This is a genomic window from Salinicola aestuarinus (assembly GCF_003206645.1).
Classification (GTDB): domain Bacteria; phylum Pseudomonadota; class Gammaproteobacteria; order Pseudomonadales; family Halomonadaceae; genus Salinicola; species Salinicola aestuarinus.
In genome coordinates, this window is the sequence record NZ_PZJP01000017.1 from 141,588 (window position 1) to 163,276 (window position 21,689).

General features: G+C 62.8%; 18 protein-coding genes. 2 read left to right on the plus strand and 16 right to left on the minus strand.

Translation table 11 applies throughout. The features are described from left to right. Positions 1-166 precede the first annotated feature (166 nt). The 14 genes from DOM41_RS15990 to DOM41_RS16055 all read right to left on the minus strand — a co-directional run bounded on the left by DOM41_RS15990 (position 167) and on the right by DOM41_RS16055 (position 17,507). Positions 167-1,642: a tripartite tricarboxylate transporter permease gene (locus DOM41_RS15990; RefSeq protein WP_110687850.1), complete on the minus strand. Its 1,476-nt coding sequence runs from the start codon at positions 1,640-1,642 to the stop codon at positions 167-169. 14 nt (positions 1,643-1,656) lie between these two features. Further along, the gene (locus tag DOM41_RS15995; protein WP_110687851.1) at positions 1,657-2,136 is read right to left on the minus strand and encodes a tripartite tricarboxylate transporter TctB family protein; all 480 of its coding nucleotides are present in this window, start codon (positions 2,134-2,136) and stop codon (positions 1,657-1,659) included. Between the two features lie 15 nt (positions 2,137-2,151). Further along, positions 2,152-3,105 carry a tripartite tricarboxylate transporter substrate binding protein gene (locus tag DOM41_RS16000; protein ID WP_157956963.1) on the minus strand — a complete coding sequence of 318 codons (954 nt, stop codon included), beginning with the start codon at positions 3,103-3,105 and terminating at the stop codon, positions 2,152-2,154. 207 nt (positions 3,106-3,312) lie between these two features. After that, complete coding sequence (locus tag DOM41_RS16005) at positions 3,313-4,641, minus strand: enolase C-terminal domain-like protein (protein WP_110687853.1); 1,329 nt, start codon at positions 4,639-4,641, stop codon at positions 3,313-3,315. Positions 4,642-4,695: 54 nt separating this feature from the next. Continuing rightward, complete coding sequence (locus DOM41_RS16010) at positions 4,696-5,826, minus strand: L-talarate/galactarate dehydratase (RefSeq protein WP_110687854.1); 1,131 nt, start codon at positions 5,824-5,826, stop codon at positions 4,696-4,698. Between the two features lie 194 nt (positions 5,827-6,020). Beyond that, on the minus strand, positions 6,021-7,052 hold the full coding sequence (locus tag DOM41_RS16015) for a LacI family DNA-binding transcriptional regulator (RefSeq protein WP_223161006.1): 1,032 nt from the start codon (positions 7,050-7,052) through the stop codon (positions 6,021-6,023). 9 nt (positions 7,053-7,061) lie between these two features. Beyond that, entirely contained in the window at positions 7,062-7,541 is a 480-nt protein-coding gene (gene sixA / locus DOM41_RS16020; RefSeq protein WP_110687855.1) for a phosphohistidine phosphatase SixA, read from the minus strand. Beyond that, entirely contained in the window at positions 7,541-8,587 is a 1,047-nt protein-coding gene (locus tag DOM41_RS16025) for an NAD(P)H-dependent glycerol-3-phosphate dehydrogenase (RefSeq protein WP_110687856.1), read from the minus strand. The genes sixA and DOM41_RS16025 overlap by 1 nt, the downstream gene beginning before the upstream one ends. Positions 8,588-8,824: 237 nt before the next feature. Beyond that, positions 8,825-10,267 (minus strand): NAD(P)(+) transhydrogenase (Re/Si-specific) subunit beta, encoded by a 1,443-nt coding sequence (locus tag DOM41_RS16030; RefSeq protein WP_110687857.1) that lies wholly within the window; start codon positions 10,265-10,267, stop codon positions 8,825-8,827. A 16-nt stretch (positions 10,268-10,283) separates the two neighbouring features. Continuing rightward, positions 10,284-11,855 carry a Re/Si-specific NAD(P)(+) transhydrogenase subunit alpha gene (locus tag DOM41_RS16035; RefSeq protein WP_110687858.1) on the minus strand — a complete coding sequence of 524 codons (1,572 nt, stop codon included), beginning with the start codon at positions 11,853-11,855 and terminating at the stop codon, positions 10,284-10,286. Between the two features lie 550 nt (positions 11,856-12,405). After that, positions 12,406-13,866 (minus strand): protein adenylyltransferase SelO, encoded by a 1,461-nt coding sequence (locus DOM41_RS16040; protein WP_110687859.1) that lies wholly within the window; start codon positions 13,864-13,866, stop codon positions 12,406-12,408. 89 nt (positions 13,867-13,955) lie between these two features. Continuing rightward, positions 13,956-14,870, minus strand: coding sequence for a glucosaminidase domain-containing protein (locus tag DOM41_RS16045; protein WP_157956964.1), 915 nt, complete (start codon positions 14,868-14,870; stop codon positions 13,956-13,958). A 165-nt stretch (positions 14,871-15,035) separates the two neighbouring features. Next, on the minus strand, positions 15,036-16,937 hold the full coding sequence (htpG, locus tag DOM41_RS16050; protein ID WP_110687861.1) for a molecular chaperone HtpG: 1,902 nt from the start codon (positions 16,935-16,937) through the stop codon (positions 15,036-15,038). Between the two features lie 222 nt (positions 16,938-17,159). Further along, on the minus strand, positions 17,160-17,507 hold the full coding sequence (locus DOM41_RS16055) for a YkvA family protein (protein WP_110687862.1): 348 nt from the start codon (positions 17,505-17,507) through the stop codon (positions 17,160-17,162). A 318-nt stretch (positions 17,508-17,825) separates the two neighbouring features. Here DOM41_RS16055 and DOM41_RS16060 point away from each other — a divergent pair, with 318 nt between their 5' ends. Further along, positions 17,826-19,808, plus strand: coding sequence for a transglycosylase SLT domain-containing protein (locus DOM41_RS16060; protein WP_245391880.1), 1,983 nt, complete (start codon positions 17,826-17,828; stop codon positions 19,806-19,808). Between the two features lie 118 nt (positions 19,809-19,926). Here DOM41_RS16060 and DOM41_RS16065 read toward each other — a convergent pair whose 3' ends face one another. After that, the gene (locus tag DOM41_RS16065) at positions 19,927-20,505 is read right to left on the minus strand and encodes an exopolysaccharide biosynthesis protein (protein WP_110687863.1); all 579 of its coding nucleotides are present in this window, start codon (positions 20,503-20,505) and stop codon (positions 19,927-19,929) included. 33 nt (positions 20,506-20,538) lie between these two features. Continuing rightward, positions 20,539-20,955, minus strand: coding sequence for an NINE protein (locus DOM41_RS16070; RefSeq protein WP_110687864.1), 417 nt, complete (start codon positions 20,953-20,955; stop codon positions 20,539-20,541). A gap of 510 nt (positions 20,956-21,465) precedes the next feature. On the opposite strand from DOM41_RS16070, the gene DOM41_RS16075 reads away from it, so the two are divergent. Continuing rightward, positions 21,466-21,672 carry a cold-shock protein gene (locus DOM41_RS16075; RefSeq protein WP_110687865.1) on the plus strand — a complete coding sequence of 69 codons (207 nt, stop codon included), beginning with the start codon at positions 21,466-21,468 and terminating at the stop codon, positions 21,670-21,672. The last annotated feature ends 17 nt before the right edge of the window (positions 21,673-21,689 follow it).

The window sequence follows — 21,689 nt, forward strand, 5'->3', positions numbered from 1 at the left end:
TAAGTCGACAGCGTTTCGACGCGATTTTGCCGCTACCCCGGCGGCAACGACCCCGCTGTCAGCGGCGCCCGGCCCCTTCCCTGCGGCCCAGGGCAGAGGCAGAGCGCCACCCGCGCCCTTTGACGCGGCAGCTGACGTCCGGGACGCTCTCGCCGCACCTCCTTCGCTAGCTCTTCTTCCAGACACTTTTCAGCGAATAGGCGAGGAAGACGAGCGCGAGCATCAGCAGTCCCAGGCTGATGGGACGCGTCACGAACGGCTCCCAGCTCCCCCCGAACGTCTGTAGTCCCCGACGCAGATTGGTTTCCGCCACGCCGCCGAGAATGAGTCCGATCACCACGGGGGCGACACCGAAGCCGAACCGCGAGAAGAGGTACCCCATGACACCGATCCCCAGCATGAGATAAACGTCGAACAGATCGCTGTTGATGCTGTAGACACCCACCGCGCAGAACACGAAGATCAGCGGAATCAGATAGGTCTGCGGAATTTTCAGAATATTGACGAACAGTCGAATGCCTAACCACTGGATGAAGAACATCGCGACGTTCGCCAGCAGGAAAGCCGCAAAGATGCCGTAGATGAGCGCAGGCTGCGTATCGAAAAGCGTCGGTCCCGGCTGGATTCCCTGGATCATCAACCCGCCGACAAGAACCGCCGTGGCGCCCTCGCCCGGTATGCCCAGCGTCAGCATGGGAATGAGCGCTCCGCCGACCATCGCGTTGTTCGCCGACTCCGAGGCCACGACGCCGTCGGGCGACCCAGTTCCGAAATCCTTGGCGTTCTTGGAAAAGCGTTTCGCCTGATCGTAGGCGAGCAGTGAGGCGACGCTCCCCCCAGCACCGGGGACGGCGCCGACACCCACGCCGATCAGCGACGAGGAGAGCAACAGCCGATAACGCGACAGGACTTCTCGAACCCTCGGGAAGGCCCGCTCCAGGCTCTGTGTATTCTCCATGTCGGGCTTGGGCGAGCGCATCTTCTCGACGTCGATCAAAAGCTGCGACACCGCAAAGATGCCCACGATGACCGCCAGCAGATTGACACCGGTCAGCAGCGACATCTCCCCAAACGTCAACCGCAGCACGCCGGTCACCTGATCGGCCCCGACGGTCGAAATCAGCATGCCGCAGAGCCCGACGATCAACCCCTTGATCACGGAGTTGCCGGAGACGGACACGATGATCATCAATCCCAGCACGCTAAGCGAGAAGTACTCCGCCGGACCGAACTTGAGCGCGACGGCCGCAATCAACGGCGAAACGAGAATCAGAATGACGGCACTGATGAGACCGCCCAGCGCGGAGGCGGCGACAGAGAGCCCCAGCGCTTTGCCCGCCTGCCCGGCGCGAGCCATGGGATAAGCATCGAACGTGGTGGCGATGGAGCCGGGGGTACCGGGCATGTTGAGCAGAATGGCGGGGACGGAGCCGCCCGCCACCGCACCGCAGAACGCACCGAGCAACAGCCCGATACCCGACATCGTATCCAGGCCATAAGTCAGCGGAAGCAGCAGCGCAATCGCCATTGCCGCCGATAACCCGGGCAGCGCCCCCAGTATGATGCCCAAAAACGTGCCGACCAGAATGGCGATTAGCGATAGCGGACCAAATTGCGCAAAGGCTTCGATGAGCGTCTGCATGGCTTACCTCCTTCTCAGAATCTGACGCTCAGGAACTCGACGAAAACGAGATAGATCGAAAGCGAAGCGACGACCGCAAAGACCAGGCCGGTCATGACCTTTTTGGCCGTCAAACGTTGCCGGCTATGGACTCGCAACAGTTGCAAATAGAGCGTCGTGACGAACAGAAAAGCGAGCGTTGAAATCTCGAAGCCTACGAACGCGATACCGACGACATATAACGTGGCAATCACGAGAAAACCGATCACCCCGAGAGCCGCGACACCTTCAATTCTAGCGTGCGGAGATTCCCGCTCTTTCACCAGGCACCAGCCACACTTCAATGCATTGATCAGCGAGAGTCCAGCCATGACAAAAGCGATGACACTCGGGAACGTCGACGGTGCGATAGAGCCATTCGCGCCTCCGCCTATCTGCGTCGCCATCGCGCCAAGAGCCAGGCTCAAAACCACCAACAAAAAACTGAAAATCATCTCTTGGGAATAGCTGGACATCTCAACCTCCTACACTCAGCTATCGTTGGCGACCGACTCGGCGACGGGGATGACTGACTCGGAGAGATTCTCGACGTACTCGTCGAAGGAGGGTCCCGCCTGGAAATTGACCTCGAGCCCGAGATCTTCGATACGTTTGACGAATCGCGGGTCTTCCGAGGCCACGCGAAGCGCTTCGACCCAGCGCGCCTTGGTGTCTTCATCCAGCCCGGCCGGCGCGGCAACACCCCGCCAGTTGCTGATGTCGACGTCGTAGCCTTTCTCTTTCATCGTCGGCACGTCGGGTAGCGCATCGCTGCGCTCGCCAGAGGTCACCAGAATCGGCGTCACGTCTCCCGACTCGAGCGCCCCGCGCAGATCCATGGGGTCCATGACCATGCCGTCGATGTGCCCCCCCATGACCGCGGCTACCGCTTCCGGCGCACCGGGATAAGAAACCTTCTGGTAGTCCACGCCGAGTTTCTGAGAGATCAGAATGGCCATGATATTGGTCGACGAACCCGTACCGGCGTAGGCGATTCGCAAGTCCTGGTTATTCTCATCCGCGAGGAATGATTCCAGATCATCGATCTCCAGATCGCTGCTGAGCGCCAGGACATAAGGGACAGAGTAAAGGCTGGCAAGATAGTCGAAATCCGTGTACTTGAGGGGCACATTACCCAGCCCCTGCTGCGTGAATATCTTGTTATCGATGGCGACGACCGTCTGACCATCGGGCCTCGAATTGGCCGCTTTCATGAACCCAATAGCGCCCCCACCGCCCGCGAGGTACCGCGGCACGACGCTGACGTCGAGATTCTCCTCCAGAGCCGGCTGGAGAGAGCGAATGAGATAATCTGAGCCGCCACCCACGGAGGCCGGAGCGATGAAATCGATGTCGCCGTCCGGGAAGTCGGCGAAGGCCGGACTCATGGAAATGAATGGCACCGCGCTAACGATCAATGCACCAATGATTGTCGATTTTTTCATCTTCATTGCCCGCTCCGTCGCTGGTTATGTCTTACATCATACAAACTACCGGATCAGGGAGGTTTTTGAAGTCGACATTGGTCTGATAAGGCAGGCAGGACTCTTCAGCAGGAGGCGGAGAATCCTAAGTCTCCATGACACCAAAACGCCGCGTCTTCGATCGTCGAAGACGCGGCGTAGCGGTACGGCGTGGATCCGGTTGCTGGCTCAGCGCACCAGCGCGGGTCGCTTGGGATCGAAGGACCAGCCATCGACCAGATACTGCATCGCCATGGCATCGTTACGGCTGCGCACATCAAGCGACTTGTAGAGCGCGTGGGCCTTTTCGACCTCAGCCATGTTCAGCTTGATCCCGAGACCCGGTGCCTTGGGCACGCTGATCTTGCCGTCACGAATCTGATACGGCTGCTCGGTGAGGTGCTGGCCGTCTTGCCAGATCCAGTGCGTATCAATGGCGGTGATCTCACCCGGGCAGGCGGCAGCCACATGGGTCATCATCGCCAGCGAGACATCGAAGTGGTTATTGGAGTGCGAACCCCAGGTCATGCCCCACTCGTCACACAGCTCACCCACCATGACCGCCCCCTGCATGGTCCAGAAGTGGCAATCCGCCAGGGGAATGTCGACCGCGTTGAGCGCAACCGCATACTGCAACTGCTTGAAGTCGGTGGCGATCATGTTGGTGGCGGTCTTGAGGCCGGTGCGCTTCTTGAACTCGGCCATGGTCTCGCGACCCGACCAGCTCTCTTCCTGACCACAGGGGTCCTCGGCGTAGCTGAGGATGTGCTTGATCGGATCGAGCACCCGGACCGCCTCGTCGAGCTTCCAGGCGCCGTTGGGATCGAGCGTCAGGCGCGCCTCGGGGAACGCCTCGTGTAGCGCACGAATGCAGTCCGCTTCCTCCTCCCCTCGCAGCACGCCGCCCTTGAGCTTGAAGTCCTTGAAGCCGTAGCGGTCGTAGGCGGCCTTAGCCAGGTTGGCGACGGCGTCTGGCGTCAGCGCCTCGCGTCGACGCACCTCATCCCAGGCGTCGACCGGATTCTCGGCTTTCGGGTACGGCAGGTCGGTCTTCTCCGGGTCGCCCAGCAGGAAGAGATAGCCCAGCGCTTCGACTTCGTCACGCTGACGGCCATAGCGGCCGAGCAGATCGGCCACCGGCTGCCCCAGCGCCTGACCGTAGAGATCAAAGAGCGCGGATTCGATCGCCGTGAGCACATGGACGGCGACGCGCAGGTCGAACGTCTGGCGCCCCCGCTCTTCGCGGCCATTGCTGGCCAATAGCAGACGCGAGCGATTGAGCGTCTGCTTCACTTCATTGACCGGCGCGCCCTCGACCAGCGAGCGGCACTGCTCCAGCCCCTTGATGATGCCCTCGCTGGAGGGAATCTCGCCGACGCCCTGATTGCCGGCATCGTCTTCCAGAATCAGTAGGCAGCGGATGAACCAGGGGGCGTGCCCGCCGCTCAGGTTGAGTAGAAAGCTGTCGTAGCCGGCCACCGGCATGACGGTCATCTTGGTGACTTTCGGGAAGCTCATGGCAAAGTCCTCGATCGAATGAGAAGCGTATCGGGTGCGGTGTGGGCGTCGGTGTCAGCCGCGCTGGCCGAACTCAGCCGAATTGACGGTCCATCGACGCGCCTGTTCGGTCAGGGTGATGCCGAGGCCCGGACGGTCCGGCACTAGCATGCGGCCGTCCCGGGTTTCCAGGCGCTCGTTGAATAGTGGCTCCAACCAGTCGAAGTGCTCGACCCAAGGCTCTGAGGGGTAAGCCGCGGCCAGGTGGAGGTGAATCTCCATGGCGAAGTGCGGTGCCAACTGTAGCCCGGCGGCGTCCGCCGCCGCGGCGAGCTTCAGGAATTGGGTAATACCGCCGATGCGCGGCGCATCCGGCTGGATGATATCGGCGCTACGGTGCTTGATCAGTTCCATGTGCTCGCCGACGCTTGCCAGCATCTCGCCCGTGGCGATTGGCGTATCGAGCGCACTCGCGAGCGCCGCATGCCCTTCCGCGTCATAGGCGTCCAGCGGCTCCTCGATCCAGACGAGGTTGTAAGGTTCCATGGCCCGACCGAAGCGAAGCGCGGTCGCGCGGTCCCACTGCTGGTTGGCATCGATCATCAACGGCACGTCGTCGCCGAGGTGTTTACGCACGGCATCCACGCGCTGCAGATCGACCTTCATATCCGGTTGGCCAACCTTGATCTTCACCCCTTTGATGCCATTGTCCAGCGATCGACTGGCGTTCTCCTTCACCTCTTCGATCGGGGTATGCAGGAAACCGCCGGAGGTGTTGTAGCACTGGACCGAATCGCGATGGGCGCCGATCAACTTGGCCAGGGGCAGACCCGCGCGCTTGGCCTTGAGATCCCAGAGACCGACGTCGACCGAGGCGATCGCCTGGGTGGACACACCACTGCGGCCCACCGAGGCGCCGGCCCACACCAGTTTCTGCCAGAGCTTGGCAGTGTCATTGGGGTCTTCACCCAGGATCGCCGGGGCAATCTCGCAGGCGTGAGCGTATTGCGCATAGCCGCCGGCGCGCTTGGAGTAACTGAAACCGATGCCCTTGTGGCCATCCCGGGTCTCGATCTCGGTAAACAGGAACGAGACCTCCGTCATCGGCTTCTGACGACCGGTCAGCACCTTGGCATCGCTGATGGGTGTGGCCAGCGGGAGCAGCACGTGGGAGAAGCGAATCCAACTAATGGCATCGTTGTTCATGAGTTACCTCGTCGGTCTCGAGCGCGCGCTTGCGAAAGCCTGCAAAGCGAACGATCAACAAAATGATTGCGCTATCATTTGGCGGCTGGCAGTAGCGTCTGAATGGCGATACTAGCCCCAGCCAGTTGTCCGACAAAGCATCGATAGCGTAATTACGACCAAAGGACTAGAGCCCCGACCTGTAGCAATCGGGTTCAGGTGGTATCCCGATCGATCAGCGTGAAGCCGACGTCGAGGACCTCCCCGGAGCGGGAGAAAACGCTCTGATCAAGGCGCCTCAGCAGATGGGTCGCGGCGGCACGACCGATAGACGCGCCGTCGATGCGGACCGTACTGAGCGCAGGATGGCTCGCCCCGGCATAGCTACTGTCGCCGAATCCCATGATCGCCAGTTCGTCGGGGATCGCGAGTCCGCGACTCTGAGCTTCCGCGATCACGCCGAGAGCGAGAATGTCGGAACTGCAGACAATGGCGTCGATCGAGCCCGTGTCCAACAGCTCGGCGCCCTTCTCCCGCCCCCAGGGCATGCTCGACGGCGTGCCCACCTCGCGAACGAGACAGGCGCTGCCGGCCACCTTGTCGATACCTTCCAAAAAGCCCTCGACACGCCGGGCGGCACGGGCGTCATCCGCGGTGATGATCCCGAACCGGCGGCACCCGCGCTCCAGCAGATGCGCGGCCACCGCGAGACCCACCGCGTGATGAGAGAAGCCGATCAGCATGTCGAGCGGGTCGTCGCTCATGTCCCAGATCTCGACCAGCGGCACCTGCGCTCGCTGCAGGCGCTCGCGGGTGAGCGGCGAATGCCGACACCCGGTCAGCACGATGGCATCGGGGCGGCGGCTGAGCACGGTCTCGATGACCACCTCTTCCTGCGCCGGCGTGTAGCCGACGAGGCCCAGCATGACCTGATAGCCCCGCGGTGCGAGCTCACCCATCACCGCCTGCACGACCTCGGCAAAGAGCGCGTGGGCGACCGTCGGCACGAGCAACGCCACCAGCCCGCTGCGGCTGGTCGCCAGCGCACCGGCAACCCGATTGGGCACGTAGCCCGTCTCGAGAACCGCCTGCTGCACTTTCCGGCGCGTGCTATCGGTCACCAGCTCCGGCCGATTGAGCGCCCGGGAGACCGTCATCGGCGCCACCCCGGCCACGCGCGCCACGTCGGTGAGTCTCGCGCTACCGCTCGAGCGCTTGGCACGAGGTTTGTCGTTATCGTCACTCAAAACGGTGAGTCATCCCGTCGAGCTGACGTGCGGCGGCCCCACGAACGCCTGCAGCGTGGCACAGCCCGCCGCCCATACCTCGGCGTCGAGCAGCGCAATGCCAGCGGTGGGAAACGTGACACCGCTCGCCCGTCCCTCGACCAGCTGCGCGGTGAGCTCACCCACAAACGGCATATGACTGATCAGGATCACGGCCTGCGTCGGTTCGTCAGTCAGCAGCCGCTCGATCAACGCCTGCGGGTCGTCTTCCGGCGTCAGCCCATCGACCGTCTCGACGGTTGCGCCGAGCCTTGCGGCGATGACGCTCGCCGTCTGCTGGGCGCGATGAAACGGGCTCGCCCACACCTGCGCCCCGGCAAGCTCGGGACATTCGGCGAGCCAGGTCGCAGCGCTGCCAGCCTCATCCTGCCCGGTGGGCGTCAGCTGGCGTTCGGGGTCGGGCGAGCCAAAGCCCGCCTCGCCATGGCGAACGATCGCCAGATGTCTCATCACGCCTCCGGTCCCAGTCGATGCGCCTCGGAGACCGCCTCGCGGGAGAGCATGAACTCGACGTCACTGCTCTGCTCGCTCTCCATCAGTGCCTTGGCCATGTCACGCACCGGCACGTTCTCGAACATGACCTGATTGAGGCCCTGCGCCAGCGGCATGTAGATGCCCTCTTCGCGGGCTTTCTCGCAGACCAGCTTGACCGTGTTCACCCCCTCGGCGACCTGCCCCAATGCGTCGATCGCCTGATCCAGGTCGCGCCCCTCACCCAGGGCGTAGCCGATGCGATAGTTGCGTGAGAGTTCGGATGAGCAGGTCACGATCAGATCGCCGACGCCGGAAAGGCCCAGAAAGGTCATCGGGTTGGCGCCGAGGGCTTCGGCAAAGCGCCCCATCTCCGCCAGCGCCCGGGTCATGAGCATGGCGCGAGTGTTTTCTCCCATCCCGAGCGCCGCGGCCATTCCCGAGGCGATGGCATAGATGTTCTTCAGCGAACCGCCGAGCTCGGCGCCATAGCGATCGTTACCCGCGTACACGCGGAAATAGCGACAGCCGAGCGCCGCCTGCACGTAGGCCCGCGTCACCGCATCGTCACTGGCGATGACGGTGGCCGTCAGCTGCTTCTGGGCAATCTCCGCGGCCAGATTCGGCCCCGAGAGCACGCCGATGTGAGAAGAGCCGGTCTCCTCCTCGATCAGCTGGCTCATCAGCTTGAAGCCTTCAGCCTGAATGCCCTTGGTGGTGCTCACGAGTATCTGCTCGGGACGCAGGTGGCCGCGCGCCTGACGCAGTACGTCGCGAAACGCCTTGGAGGGTATGGCAATGAAGACGACCGCCGCGCCATCGATCGTCGCGGCCAGATCCGTCGAAGCAACGACGCTCTCGTTGATCGGATAGTCCGGAAGGTAACGCCCGTTGCGATGCTCCCGGTTGATCTGGTCGACCAGCGCCTCGTCGCGCAGCCACTGGCGCACAGTGGCACCGTTATCCGCGGCGATACTGGCAATGGCGGTGCCGAAACTCCCGCCGCCGAGGACGGCAACTTGCATCGCGCTGTCGATGCGATCCTGCGAACCTTGCTCTGACATTGTCTACCTACGCGCAGTGAAGGGTATGCCCATTGTAGCGAAACATCGTCCGTAGGCATCGTCGGTCAACACCACCCGTGGACATCGTCGAGCCCCATCGCTCATGGACATCGTCATTCAAGCCCGAAACGAGAAACACCCCGATGCCTTGGGCATCGGGGTGTGCGCTTCAGGAGGCCCGGTGTGGCCGGCGCCGAATCAATCGAGCATCGGCACCAGAGCGTCGATGCTGGATTTGGCATCCCCGTAGAGCATCCGCGTGTTCTCCTTGAAGAACAGCGGGTTCTCGATCCCGGAATAGCCGGTTCCCTGACCACGCTTGCAGACCACCACCTGCTTGGACTCCCACACCTTGAGCACCGGCATACCGGCGATCGGGCTGCCCGGATCTTCCTGCGCCGCGGGATTGACGATGTCATTGGAGCCAATAACGATCACCACGTCCGTGCTGGCGAAATCGTCGTTGATCTCGTCCATTTCCAACACGATGTCGTAGGGGACACGCGCTTCGGCGAGCAGTACGTTCATGTGCCCAGGCAACCGCCCGGCGACCGGATGAATGCCGAAGCGCACGGTCTTGCCGGCGTCGCGAAGCTTGCGGACCAAGTCACTCACCGCACTCTGCGCCTGCGCCACCGCCATGCCGTAACCGGGAACGATGATCACGCTGTCGGCGTCGTTGAGCGCACTGGCCACCCCATTGGTGTCGATGGCCACCTGCTCGCCCTCGATCTCCGCCGCAACACTCTGGGTCGCCCCAAAGCCGCCGAGAATCACGCTGACGAACTGACGGTTCATCGCCTTGCACATGATGTAGGAGAGAATCGCCCCGGAGGAGCCGACCAGCGCGCCGGTCACGATCAGCAGGTCGTTGGAGAGCGTGAAACCGATCGCCGCTGCCGCCCAGCCGGAGTAGCTGTTGAGCATGGAGACCACCACCGGCATGTCCGCCCCGCCGATGCCCATGATCAGGTGCCAGCCGATGAAGAATGCCAGCAGCGCCAGCAGCACCAGCGCCCACATGCCGGCGCCGTTGAAATAGGCGATGGCGAGGAGCAGGCAGGCCAATGCTGCCCCAGCGTTGAGCGCATGCCCCCCGGGAAGCTTGTGCGGCTTGCCCCCGATCTTGCCGGCCAGCTTGGCGAACGCGACCACCGAACCGGTAAAGGTCACCGCACCGATGAACACGCCCAGCACCACCTCGACCTGCAGGAACGTCAGCTCCAGCGGTGTCTTGGTTGCCAGCGTCGCGGCGAAGGCGGAGAGATCGTCTCTCACGACCCCGGCGCTCTGCAGGCCCACCACGCGGGCCCGCTCCATCTCGGCGTTCCAGCCGATGAAGACTGCCGCCAGGCCGACAAAGCTATGCAGCGCCGCCACCAGCTGCGGCATCTCGGTCATTTCAACGCGCCGTGCCAGCCAGGCGCCAACCGCCCCGCCGACCAGCATCATCGGAATCAGCCAGCCGAAGCCACCGATATGGGGGCCGAGTATGGTCGACACCACGGCGATGCCCATGCCGGCAATGCCATACCAGACCGCTCGTTTGGCTTTTTCCTGATTGCTCAAGCCTCCCAACGACAGAATGAACAGCACACTGGCCGCGATCGCCGCGGCGGAAACGAACTCATGTTGCAACATCTCGATTCTCCGCGGATCAGGACTTCTGGAACATGGCGAGCATGCGACGAGTGACCAGGAAGCCACCCACGATATTGATCGACGCAATGAGCACCGAGATGCCCGCAAGCAGCACCACCAGCCCGCTACCCGAACCGATCTGAAGAACCGCGCCCAGGATGACGATCCCCGAGATCGCGTTGGTGACCGCCATCAGTGGGGTGTGCAGCGAATGGCTCACGCTCCAGATCACCTGAAAGCCGATGAAGCAGGCCAGTATGAAGACAATGAAGTGCTGCATGAACGACGCCGGCGCCACCATGCCGAGCAGCCACATGGTCACTGCGCCGGCGCCGAGCAGACCCACCTGCCGCCGGGTTTGGGCGACGAAGCTCGAGTGCTCCGCGGCACGCTTCTCCTCTGGCGTCGGCGCCTTGACGCGTTCCTTGGGTTTGGCCGCGCCAATCGCTTTCACCTTGGGGGGCGGTGGCGGAAAGGTCACTGCCGACTCGCGAACCACGGTCACCCCGCGGATCACATCGTCCTCCATGTCGTGAACGAGCTGCCCATCCTTCTCCGGCGTGAGATCACTCAACAGGTGGCGAACATTGGTGGCGTAGAGCAGCGATGCCTGGGTCGCCATGCGCGAGGGAAAGTCGGTATAGCCCACGACGACGACACCATTGTCGGTGACGATGCGCTCGTCCATCACCGTAGCGTCGCAGTTACCGCCCCGCTCAGCCGCAAGATCGACGATGACCGAGCCGGGTTTCATCGCGGCGACCATATCGTCGAGCCAGAGCTTCGGCGCCGGCCGCCCCGGGATGAGCGCCGTGGTGATGACGATATCGACCTCCGCGGCCTGCTCTCGGAAGAGCGCTAACTGCTTCTCCCGGAACTCCGGGCTCGACGGCGAGGCATAGCCGCCACTCCCGGCACCATCCTGGCTCTCCTCGAAATCGAGAAACAGAAACTCTGCCCCCATCGACTCGATCTGTTCGGCGACCTCCGGGCGCACGTCGAAGGCGCGCACGACCGCACCGAGGCTGGTGGCCGTGCCGATCGCCGCCAGCCCCGCCACTCCGGCACCGATCACCAGCACCTTGGCGGGGGGCACCTTGCCGGCGGCCGTCACCTGGCCGGTGAAGAAGCGGCCGAACTGATTCCCCGCCTCGATCACCGCGCGATAGCCGGCAATGTTGGCGGTGCTCGAGAGCGCATCCATCTTCTGAGCGCGAGAGATACGCGGCACCATGTCCATGGCGAGAACGGTGGCACCCGTGGCGCGGCATGCCTCGAGGCGCGCTTCATTCTGCGCCGGCCAGAAAAAAGCGATCAGCGTCTGTCCCGTGCGTAGACGGCTGATCTCTTCGTCGACCGGCTCACGCACCTTGATCACCACGTCGGCGTGTGACCACAACGTCTCGGCGTCTTCGACCACGGTAACGCCTGCCTGACGGTAGGCGTCATCCGTGAAGCCAGCGAGCGCGCCGGCGCCCTGCTCCACTGAACATTCGTGCCCGAGCTTTTGAATCTGGCTGGCACTCTCTGGCGTCATCGCGACGCGTGCCTCTCCCCGGGCAAGCTCCTTGGGTGCGCCGATCTTCATGCTGCCGCCTCCTTGAATCGACCGGCGGGCACCGTCATCGCCGATGGCTCCGACCCGCCTGTTCCTGCTAATAATCGCTCGCGTTGCGTCATGCCCTTGGGCTCCTGTAGCTCGTAACCGACGTTCCGAGTGTCCATCGGCCCGCGATGACCTATCGGGACAGGGGAACCTCTCGGACCGACGGGCGTGTTGGCCCGTGTCGTGTCAACGTCGGGGTTAGTGGGAGCAATCTTTAGGAAAGCGCAGTCGAGGATCAAGCGACAGGGAGAAAAACCAACCTGATCAATATTTTATGATCAGCATAAGCCAGCGGTTATGCATCATAATGCCTCTAACCTACTGACCATAAACGAAATAACCGAACCTCTCGGTCCGGTTATCATCGGCATAACGTAAAGCTTATCGCTCGATTTTTCCCCGCTCCTTTCAATGCCGCGTCATCCGCGCAGCAGAGCGAGGCACGCCCTTCACGCCCTCGCCTTGCGGCCCGGGCGACTCAGGTTCGCGCGATCGCAGGAAGCGCCAGCCGCGACGCGCGGCGTTTCGCGACTCACGATGAGCAGGAGAGCACCACGGGTGGCGCGCTGGCTGCCGGCGCCTCGGCCCAGACCTCCATACCGGGCCGCGCCTCGAAGGGCGATGCCAGTAGGGTGCGAAAGGTGCGCAGCGGCCCGGCATCCCCTTCAGCCGCGGATTCGATCACCTGCTGGGCGAGGTGCGTGCGCAGCACGTAGAGCGGATTGACGCGACGCATGGCCGCCAGGCGCTCGGTGTCGCTCCGATTCTCCGACGCGAGCCGCTCACGGTAGCGGTCAAGCCAGGCATCGCGGTCGGCGTGTGGAATCTCTTCTGTCAGCGACACACCACCGGCGACATCCTGATCGCTCAAGGCACGGAAGCTGCGATGAAAATCCGCGCGCGACGTCTCGAGCAGCGAGAGCCAGCTATCGATCAACTCACCGTCATCGTCCTGAGCGGTCTCTAGCCCCAGGCGGCCGCGCATCAGGATCGCGTAGGCGGACTGCAGTGTTGGCTCGTAGGTGTCGAGAATCTCGCGCAGTCGCTCGGTGGCAATCAATGGCGTCAGCGACTGACCGAGCACGCTGAGGTTCCACAAGGCGACCCCCGGCTGCTGATCGAAGGCGTAGCGTCCGGTAGCGTCGGTGTGATTCGGCGTGAGATCGCGTTCGAAGCGGTCCATGAAGGCGTAGGGACCGTAGTCGAGCGTCAGCCCGAGTATCGACATGTTGTCGGTATTCATCACGGCGTGCACGAAGCCGTAAGCCTGCCAGCGAGCGATCAGCTCGGCTGTCCGCGTCACCACGTCCTGGAACATCGACTCGAACGGCGCCTCGTGCTGAGCCAGGTCGGGACGGTGGCGGTCGATGACATGCCGAAGCAGGCACTCCAGATCCTCGGTGCGCTGCTGCTGATAGAGCCACTCGAAGTGGCCAAAGCGAACGTGACTCTGGGCCAGACGCAGCAGTGTGGCGCCTGGCTCGACCCGCTCGCGCATCACTTTCTCGCCATTGACCGCCACCGCCAGGGCCAGCGTGGTGGGAATTTTCAGCCCCGCCATCGCCTCGCCGGCGAGATACTCGCGAATCGACGAGCGCAGCACTGCTCGGCCGTCGCCGAAGCGGGAGTAAGGGGTCTGACCCGCGCCCTTGAGGTGCAGATCCATCGGGCCGTTGGGGGTGATCGCCTCGCCCAGCAGCAGTCCGCGGCCGTCGCCGAGTGCCGGGTTGTAGGTGCCGAACTGATGCCCGGTGTACTTTTGCGCCAGCGGGTCCATCCCGGGCAGGAGCCGTTCGCCGCTAAGCAGCGCGGTCAGGGTCTCGCCACCGAGCGCGTCAGCCTCGAGACCGAGGGCGCGGGCACCGGTGGGGCTGACATCGAGCAACTGGGTGTCCACTCGGGCGGTGGGCGCAACGCGAGCGAAGAAGTCATCGGGAAAGCGGGACCAGACGTTGTCGAAGGTCAACGACTCGAAAGATGAGTCACGAGCCATGGCGATCTCCTCGGCGTGCGTGAAAGACTTTGAGTCTAACGTAAACCGGCGAGGAGTCGAAAAGTCACCGCTTGCTGTATCTCGGCATGTCAGACCGGGCGATGAGAGAACGCAGGCGCCTGGCCGCTTTCGACACCATGGCGACGAATGAGATCACCATTGGTTCGCAACAGGCCGAGTAGCTGACTCTGATAGTCCGGCGACGTGGAGTAATTGTGCAGGGTATCGATCAGGCGCTCGGCAGAGATCGACTTGCCCTGCAGCGCCAGCCGGTTGCGCTCGCGGCGTAACTGGGCGTAGGCCCGGTGCGTGTTGAGGTTGTGCAGGTAGGCGCGCACGCCGTCTCGAACCGTGTCGAAGACCTGAAAGCGCCGCGACGTGCCCTGCTGGGCGATGCCACAGCCGTCGCTGAAACAGCGCATGCCAAAGACGTTATTGCTCTGGCGCGCGATGCGCGACGTGCCCCAGCCGGACTCTTCCACGGACTGAATGACGACCATCTCCAGCGGCACGGTATTCACCCGCGCGAGCAGTTCGCGGGGCACCGCGCCGCCATCATAGTCGACGCCGTAGTCGTTGCAGAGCGTCGCCAGCCGGCGCTTCTCGTCATGCCGCAGCGGGTTCACCCGGGTCGCGATGCCGACCAGCCAGTTCCGATCTGCCTGGATACGCGCGTTCTCGGCCTGCACCAAGGGCACCATCAGCTCGAGAAAGGCGGCCTTGCGCTTGGGGCCGGCTTTGACGTCGCGCAGGTCCGGCAGTGTATCGACCGGGTCGAGTGCCGGAAGCTGAACCTCTCCGTTCAGTACCGGGGCGGTTTCCGCGGGCGACCCGGCTTCTGCCAGCGCGGGAAACGACACACTACCGAGGGCCACTGCCAGCCCCAGAGCCAATGCCAGTTGCCGGCCACGGTCAGCGAGGCGAGGTGAGCCGCTCGCGCGTCGCCCCGAAAGACGTTCGGCACTTCCACGAATCAGTGAGAACTTAACGGAGGATCGCGACATTTCCGCTCCCTCTTTGCCATAGTGGCAGCAGGTTAACAGCGAACGCGGCGGCACTTGAGGAAAAACCGTGCAAGCGTTCGCCCTTATAAAACGAACCGGCCGGCCCCAGGGGACCGGCCGGTGATCGAGCCGACGTGATGGCCGCTCGGGGGGGACGGCGAGCATTTACACGCTGAGTAGCGTGTTCAGCCGCTTGACGTAGGCTGCCGGGTCATCGAGATGGCCGCCTTCGGCAATCACTGCCTGGTCGAGCAGAATACGTGCCAGGTCGTCGAAGCTGCCGCTATCGGTCTGCTCGAGCCGGCTAACCAGCGCGTGCTCCGGGTTGAGCTCGAGAATGGGCTTCACTTCCGGCAGCTCCTGACCTGCGGCTTCCATCAGGCGGCGCATCTGGAAGCCCATCTCATGCTCGGGCAGCACCACGCAGGCCGGCGAATCGGTCAGCCGATGCGTCACCCGCACTTCCTGAACGTCCTCACCCAGCGCCTGCTTGACGCGCTTGACCAGATCTTCCTTGGCTTTCGCGGTCTCTTCCTGCGCCTGTTTCTCCTGCTCGTCGGCCATATCGTCGAGATCGAGGTCGCCCTTGGCGACGTCGGCCAGCGACTTGCCATCGAACTCGGTGAGATGGCTCATGAGCCACTCGTCGATGCGATCATGCAGCAACACCACTTCGATCCCCTTCTTGCGGAAGATCTCGAGGTGCGGGCTATGGCTCGCGGCATTGAAGCTGTCAGCGACGATGTAGTAGATCTTCTGCTGACCGTCCTTCATGCGCGACACGTAGTCGGCCAGCGACTGATCCTGAGTCGTGCTGTCGGTATGCGTCGTGGAGAAACGCAGCAGCTCGGCGATCTTGTCACGGTTGGCGTAGTCTTCCGCCGGGCCTTCCTTGAGCACGCTGCCGAAGGTGTTCCAGAACGTCTGGTAGGCGTCCTTGTCCTTGGCCAGCTTCTTGAGCATGTCGAGTGCACGCTTGGTCAGCGCGGACTTCATCGAATCGACCTGCGGTGACTTCTGCAGCAGCTCGCGGGAGACGTTGAGCGGCAGATCCTTGGAGTCGAGCACGCCCTTCACGAAGCGCAGGTAGAGCGGCAGGAACGCCTCGGCGTCGTCCATGATGAAGACGCGCTGAACGTAGAGCTTCAGGCCGCGGACACCGTCGCGCTGATAGAGATCGAACGGAGCCTGAGCCGGCAGATACAGCAGGCTGGTGTACTCGAGCTTGCCCTCGACCTTGTTGTGGCTCCACGTGAGCGGATCATTGAAGTCGTGGGAGATGTGCTTGTAGAACGTCTTGTACTCGTCGTCGCTGATCTCCGCTTTCGGGCGTACCCAGAGCGCAGTCGCTTCGTTGACGGTCTCCCAGCTAACGGTCTCGCTGCCTTCGATCTCGTTGCCCTCGTCATCCTGGGCCTTTTCGACCTTGGGCATGCGCACCGGCACATCGATGTGATCGGAGTATTTGCGAACCAGATTCTTGAGGCGAAAGTCGTCGGCGAACTCCTTGGCATCCTCTTTCAGGTGCAGGACGATCTCGGTGCCGCGCTCAGGACGGTCGATCTCCCCGATCGTGAACTCACCCTCGCCCTTGGAGCGCCACTCAACACCCTGCTCGGCGTCAGCGCGCCGGGTACGGACGACCATCTCGTCGGCAACGATGAAGCCCGAGTAGAAACCGACACCGAACTGACCAATGAGCTTGGCGTCTTTCTGCTTCTCGCCGGAAAGCTGCTTGAGGAACTCCGAAGTCCCACTCTTGGCGATGGTACCCAGGTTCTGGATCACTTCCTCGCGGCTCATACCGATACCGGTATCGCGAACCGTCACCGTGCCGGCCTCGGCATCGTGCTCGATCTCGACGCGGAGCTCGGCATCACTACCGTAGAGGGCGTCGTTTTCCAACGCTTCGTAGCGCAGCTTGTCGCAGGCATCCGCCGAGTTGGAGATCAACTCGCGTAGAAAAATCTCCCGGTTGGAGTACAGGGAGTGAATCATCAGATGCAACAGCTGCTTGACCTCTGTCTGGAAGCCGAGCGTTTCTTCTTGATGGGTGGCGGTAGTCATTGACGGGCCTCTTGACGCGATTTCGAAATAAAGCTTGAACGAAATGAAGACGACAAGGGATATGGGGCTGGGCCGATGGATTTCAACCGTCGCTAGGGCGCCGCCGTGCCGAGTTCCTCGCTGGCTGCCGGCGCCCCCAATCGCCACTCCCGCCCCGAGCGGCGGTGAGATGGCCAGCCACACCGGGAGGAAAGGCAATGACGACGACAGCGTCGAGGACAGTCACTTGGCGCCGTCCGAGTCTTCCTCGAAGTCGACCTCGATGCCCTTCCAGCGGCGATAACCCGCCAACGCCCGGTCGACACGGGTGAGCAGCCAGCCGACGATGAAGATGTCGTCGATGACGCCGATGATCATCAGGAAGTCGGGGATCAGATCGAACGGCGAGACCAAGTAGACGAGCGCGAGTGCCATCCAGGCGAACGCCGACCAGGGGACGGGACGATAGCGGCCCTTGACGACATCGACGGTCATCGGCCCGAAGATCCGAAAGGCACGGCCGATCCGGGCCAGCGCGCCGCCGCGCTGCTTGAGTCGCGAGAACTGCGAGAACAGACGCAAGGGATTCATGATAGGTAACTCCAGTGGTGGTAACGCTCAACGCATCATCGCCGCAAGATAGTCGAGATAGGGAGACGACAGCGACAAGATTCCATCTCGCTGCGAAGATGCCACACTGGGTGCCTCCCCACTCCCTGCGCACCGAATCGAGCCCGGAGAGTGCCGGGAACGAAAGTCGCTGGGTCGCCAGCGGATGGGCATGAGCCCGAGATGGCCGCAGTGACTACTAGAATAGATGGCGTATCGAGAACCGATGGCGTATCGCCGCTTGAGTGCAGCGCTGGCCGATAAAGACGACGACTGAAGACGACGATAGAGAGTAGAGCCATGCCCCCGATGTTCACGCGTCAACGCTGGTTGCGCTGGTGCCTTGCCGGTGCCTTGAGTCTGACTGCCTGTGGCGTGAGTCTGACGCTACAGGCGGCAACGACTGGCGCCACCCAAGAGGATCGCGTCATGAAGCGCGCGCTGGACGCGGCCCGCGATCACCGCTTTGGTGATATCGATCAAGGCGCGATCCAGAACCACGTGCTCGCCGGCTACGTCGAGTATCACCGGTTGAAAGCCCGGCTGTCTTCAGCGTCGGCTGACGAGGTCAACGATTTTATCGTGCGCTACGGGGACTCCCCGCTCGCGATCTGGATGCGCGGCACCGCGCAGACGCGTTTCGGCCAGCTCGGTCGCTTCGACGACCTCCTCGCGATCAGCGATGGCGAGCCGTCGGGGACGATACGCCAGTGCTACTACTACACCGCCCTGCTCGAGCGCGACCCGGGCCGGGCCGCCGAAGGCGGCGACGCACTCTGGCACGTGGGCAGCTCGCAGCCCGACGCCTGCGATACGCTGTTCGGGACGCTCAGCCGCCGTGGTGTTCTGACCGACGAGGATACCTGGGCGCGGATGATGCTGGCCTGGCAGAGCGGTCAGGGTCGACTCGTCAGCTATCTGCAGGATCAGCTGCCATCGAGCTGGCAGCCGGCCATCGCCAGCTACGAACGCGTTCACGGCAACTACGCCGGCGTCACTGATATTCCGCTGACACTCGGCCCCGATGGCCAGGCCAGCGGCGCCTTGATCGCGGCGACGTTTCACGCATTTACCCGAGCGGACACCGAGGCCGCACTGGAGGCGTGGCGCAAGATGGCGCCGCACGTGAATCTGACAGCGGAGCGACGCAACGAGATCGAGCACGACCTCGCCTTTTACTCGATGGTTCGTGACGTGAACAACAATCAGGGCTGGGTGGACGAGACGCTGCCACGACTGGCGGATACGGATCTCATCGAGCTGCGGATCCGTAACGCCGTCACCGAAGGGCACTGGCCGACCGTGGTGCGCTGGGTCGAGACGTTGACGCCGGAGGCCCGTCAGGATGCCCACTGGCAGTACTGGCTTGGCCGTGCCCGTGAGGCGATGGGTGACGATGCAAGGGCCCAACAGGCTTATGCTATCGCCGCCGAAGCGCGCAACTTTTTCGGCTTCGCCGCCGCCGACCGTTTGGGAGAGCCCTATCACCTGCAGATGGCCAACACCCAAGTGAGCACGCTGCAGCAGGAGCTGACCTCGATGCTGCCCGTGGTGAAGCGCACCGAAGCGCTGATGCGTATCGGCGAAGAAGGTCTTGCGCGCAGCGAGTGGTACACCGCAGCGGCCCGGGACAGCGAGGAGCAAGCCGAGGCTCTGGCGGATTACGCCATTCGCCAGGGTTGGTACGCCATGGCCGTGCAGACGACGATTGCCGCCAAGCAGTGGGATGCCCTGCCGTGGCGCTTCCCGGCCGCCTACCGCGACGCCTTCCTGCAGTGGGGTGATCACAATCAGGTCGACCCCTATCTGCTGATGGGTATCGCCCGACGTGAGAGTGCCTTCAATCCCGAGGCGATGTCGCCGGTCGGCGCCCGCGGTCTGATGCAACTGATGCCGGGTACCGCCAATCACGTCGCCAGAGACCTCGGCATCAGCGCGCCGGCGACGTCGGCGCTGTTCGACCCGCAGCTCAACATTCAACTGGGCAGTCACTACATCCAGTCGATGCTCGAGCGCTACCGTGGCAATCGTATCGCCGCCACAGCGGCCTATAATGCCGGGCCCGGCCGCGTCGACCGCTGGCTGAAAAGCGCCCCGAGCGAGTTCGACCGTTTCGTCGAAAGCATCCCGTTTCGGGAAACCCGCGACTACGTGCAGGCGGTATTGGCCTATCGCGTGATCTTCGAGAGCCTGGCCAAACAGGGTGATACCCAGGGCGTCGCCATGCTTTCGCCGACCGAACGCCAGGGCCGTTACGACGCAACGCTCATCGCCAGAAACTGATCCCGCACGGCACGGCCCCCGGTCGAAGCCAGGTGCCGAAACGACGATGCCACGCTGATGCTCTCAGCGTGGCGTCTCACCGTCAGGGCAGGATTACCGGCCCATCGACCATCGCGCCCTACAGCACTCCGAAAGCGAGCCCGGCCGCCCCACTCAGCGTCACCAGCAGACCGATCAGCATCAGCAGGCCATCACCCGCCGTCAGCCCCAGCGCCATACTGACGATGGCGAGCGCCGGAATGGCTGCCGCGAACGGCAGGAGCTCGAGCGGAATCATGCCGAGCCCCAGGACCACCAGCAGCAGCGCGAGCAGGCGCTGAGCCACCTCGCCCATCAACCACTCCAGGCGCGGCTTGAGCAGTTTGTCGACGCGCCGCGTCCACGGCTTGATGCGTTCGGTGACTCGATGCCAGCGGTCATGGCTGATGCCGCGTTCGCTGAGCATCCTGGGCAACCAGGGGCTTCGCCGGCCCAACACCAGCTGGATCGCCATCAACGCGATGAAGATGCCACAGAGACTCGGCACGCCCGGGACGCCACCGGTAGGCAACGCCGCGATCAACGCCGGCAGCAGAAACACCGGGCCGAAGCCGCGTGAATCGAAGGTCTCGACGATGTCGCCAAGGGTAATGGTGTCATCCTCGACGCGCTCATCCAGCGTTTCGAGAATGTCGGTCAGATTCAACTTATCGGACAAGTGTCACCTCCGTGTGACGAGTCATCCGGCCGGCTAGAGACCGCGCCGCGCGTGCTTCAATGAGATCTGGTCGTTGAGGGTCCAGAAGTCATAGAGGACGCCGACCAGAAAAAGCCCGCCGGTGAAGAGATAGATGATGCCGGTGACCCACTTGCCCATATACAGGCGATGAACACCGAATACACCGAGGAACGTGAGCAATACCCAGGCCAGCGTGTAGCTGGTCGACCCGGCGCGGAAGCGAAGGTCCGCCTGGCGATCCATCGCGGGGATCAAGAACAGATCGATCAGCCAGCCGATGCCGAACAGGCCCAGGGTCAAAAACCAGATGGTGCCGGTCACGGGTTTACCATAGTAGAAACGGTGGGCGCCGGTGAAGCCGAACACCCAGAGTATGTAGCCTATGATCTTGCTGTGAGTGTCGTTGATGACGACTTCCTGATGCGTCACGCCGAGCTCCTGAGCTGTCGTTAGTCGATGGGGGGGCGCCGGCGCCGACGGGCGGCTCGTCGCAAGCGAGTATTCTACGCAAGCGACGCCCGGCGGTAACGTTTACCGATATCGGTCGACTCGGCGGTGTAAAACGCTGCCTCGCGCCCCGAAGGGATGGTTTTCTCAGATAACGCCCATCTTCTCGGAAAGGGTGAATAAAACCATACTCGGCGTCGCGATCCCCCCGAAAAAAAGCGGCTTCCGGCCTGTAGACGTCGCTCGATTTTCCATCTAAGGTTTCAGAGCGAGATGCAGAGACGCACGCTGCAACGTCAGGTCCACATGGCTTGACCTGCTCCGAGCGTCACATGCAGCATCGCTGCGTAGGTTTGCAGGTAGAATAGCGTTAGCTGGTAGTCGATCTTGTCGAACTTCTCTTGCGCATTCCCTTCCTCGCCTGACCGCGCAATTCGGGCTTTTCTCCGGAATCGCCCAGCTACATCAATAGGCAAGTTAAGGAAATCGACAATGGCAACTGGCACTGTCAAATGGTTCAACGACACTAAAGGCTACGGCTTCATCTCTCCGGACGACGGCGGTGATGATCTGTTCGCGCACTTCTCCGAAATTCAGGCGGAAGGCTTCAAAACCCTCCAGGACGGACAGAAGGTTTCCTTCGACGTCACTCAGGGCAAAAAAGGCCTTCAGGCCGCAAACATCAAGGTCAACGGCTAAACGCCATACGCCCTTGA

Coding starts and splice junctions, on each gene's coding strand:
- DOM41_RS15990 (WP_110687850.1), bottom strand. CDS start 1,642: ATGCAGACGCTCATCGAAGCCTTTGCGCAATTTGGTCCGCTATCGCTA.
- DOM41_RS15995 (WP_110687851.1), bottom strand. CDS start 2,136: ATGTCCAGCTATTCCCAAGAGATGATTTTCAGTTTTTTGTTGGTGGTT.
- DOM41_RS16000 (WP_157956963.1), bottom strand. CDS start 3,105: ATGAAAAAATCGACAATCATTGGTGCATTGATCGTTAGCGCGGTGCCA.
- DOM41_RS16005 (WP_110687853.1), bottom strand. CDS start 4,641: ATGAGCTTCCCGAAAGTCACCAAGATGACCGTCATGCCGGTGGCCGGC.
- DOM41_RS16010 (WP_110687854.1), bottom strand. CDS start 5,826: ATGAACAACGATGCCATTAGTTGGATTCGCTTCTCCCACGTGCTGCTC.
- sixA (WP_110687855.1), bottom strand. CDS start 7,541: ATGAGACATCTGGCGATCGTTCGCCATGGCGAGGCGGGCTTTGGCTCG.
- DOM41_RS16025 (WP_110687856.1), bottom strand. CDS start 8,587: ATGCAAGTTGCCGTCCTCGGCGGCGGGAGTTTCGGCACCGCCATTGCC.
- DOM41_RS16030 (WP_110687857.1), bottom strand. CDS start 10,267: ATGTTGCAACATGAGTTCGTTTCCGCCGCGGCGATCGCGGCCAGTGTG.
- DOM41_RS16035 (WP_110687858.1), bottom strand. CDS start 11,855: ATGAAGATCGGCGCACCCAAGGAGCTTGCCCGGGGAGAGGCACGCGTC.
- DOM41_RS16040 (WP_110687859.1), bottom strand. CDS start 13,866: ATGGCTCGTGACTCATCTTTCGAGTCGTTGACCTTCGACAACGTCTGG.
- DOM41_RS16045 (WP_157956964.1), bottom strand. CDS start 14,870: ATGTCGCGATCCTCCGTTAAGTTCTCACTGATTCGTGGAAGTGCCGAA.
- htpG (WP_110687861.1), bottom strand. CDS start 16,937: ATGACTACCGCCACCCATCAAGAAGAAACGCTCGGCTTCCAGACAGAG.
- DOM41_RS16055 (WP_110687862.1), bottom strand. CDS start 17,507: ATGAATCCCTTGCGTCTGTTCTCGCAGTTCTCGCGACTCAAGCAGCGC.
- DOM41_RS16060 (WP_245391880.1), top strand. CDS start 17,826: ATGCCCCCGATGTTCACGCGTCAACGCTGGTTGCGCTGGTGCCTTGCC.
- DOM41_RS16075 (WP_110687865.1), top strand. CDS start 21,466: ATGGCAACTGGCACTGTCAAATGGTTCAACGACACTAAAGGCTACGGC.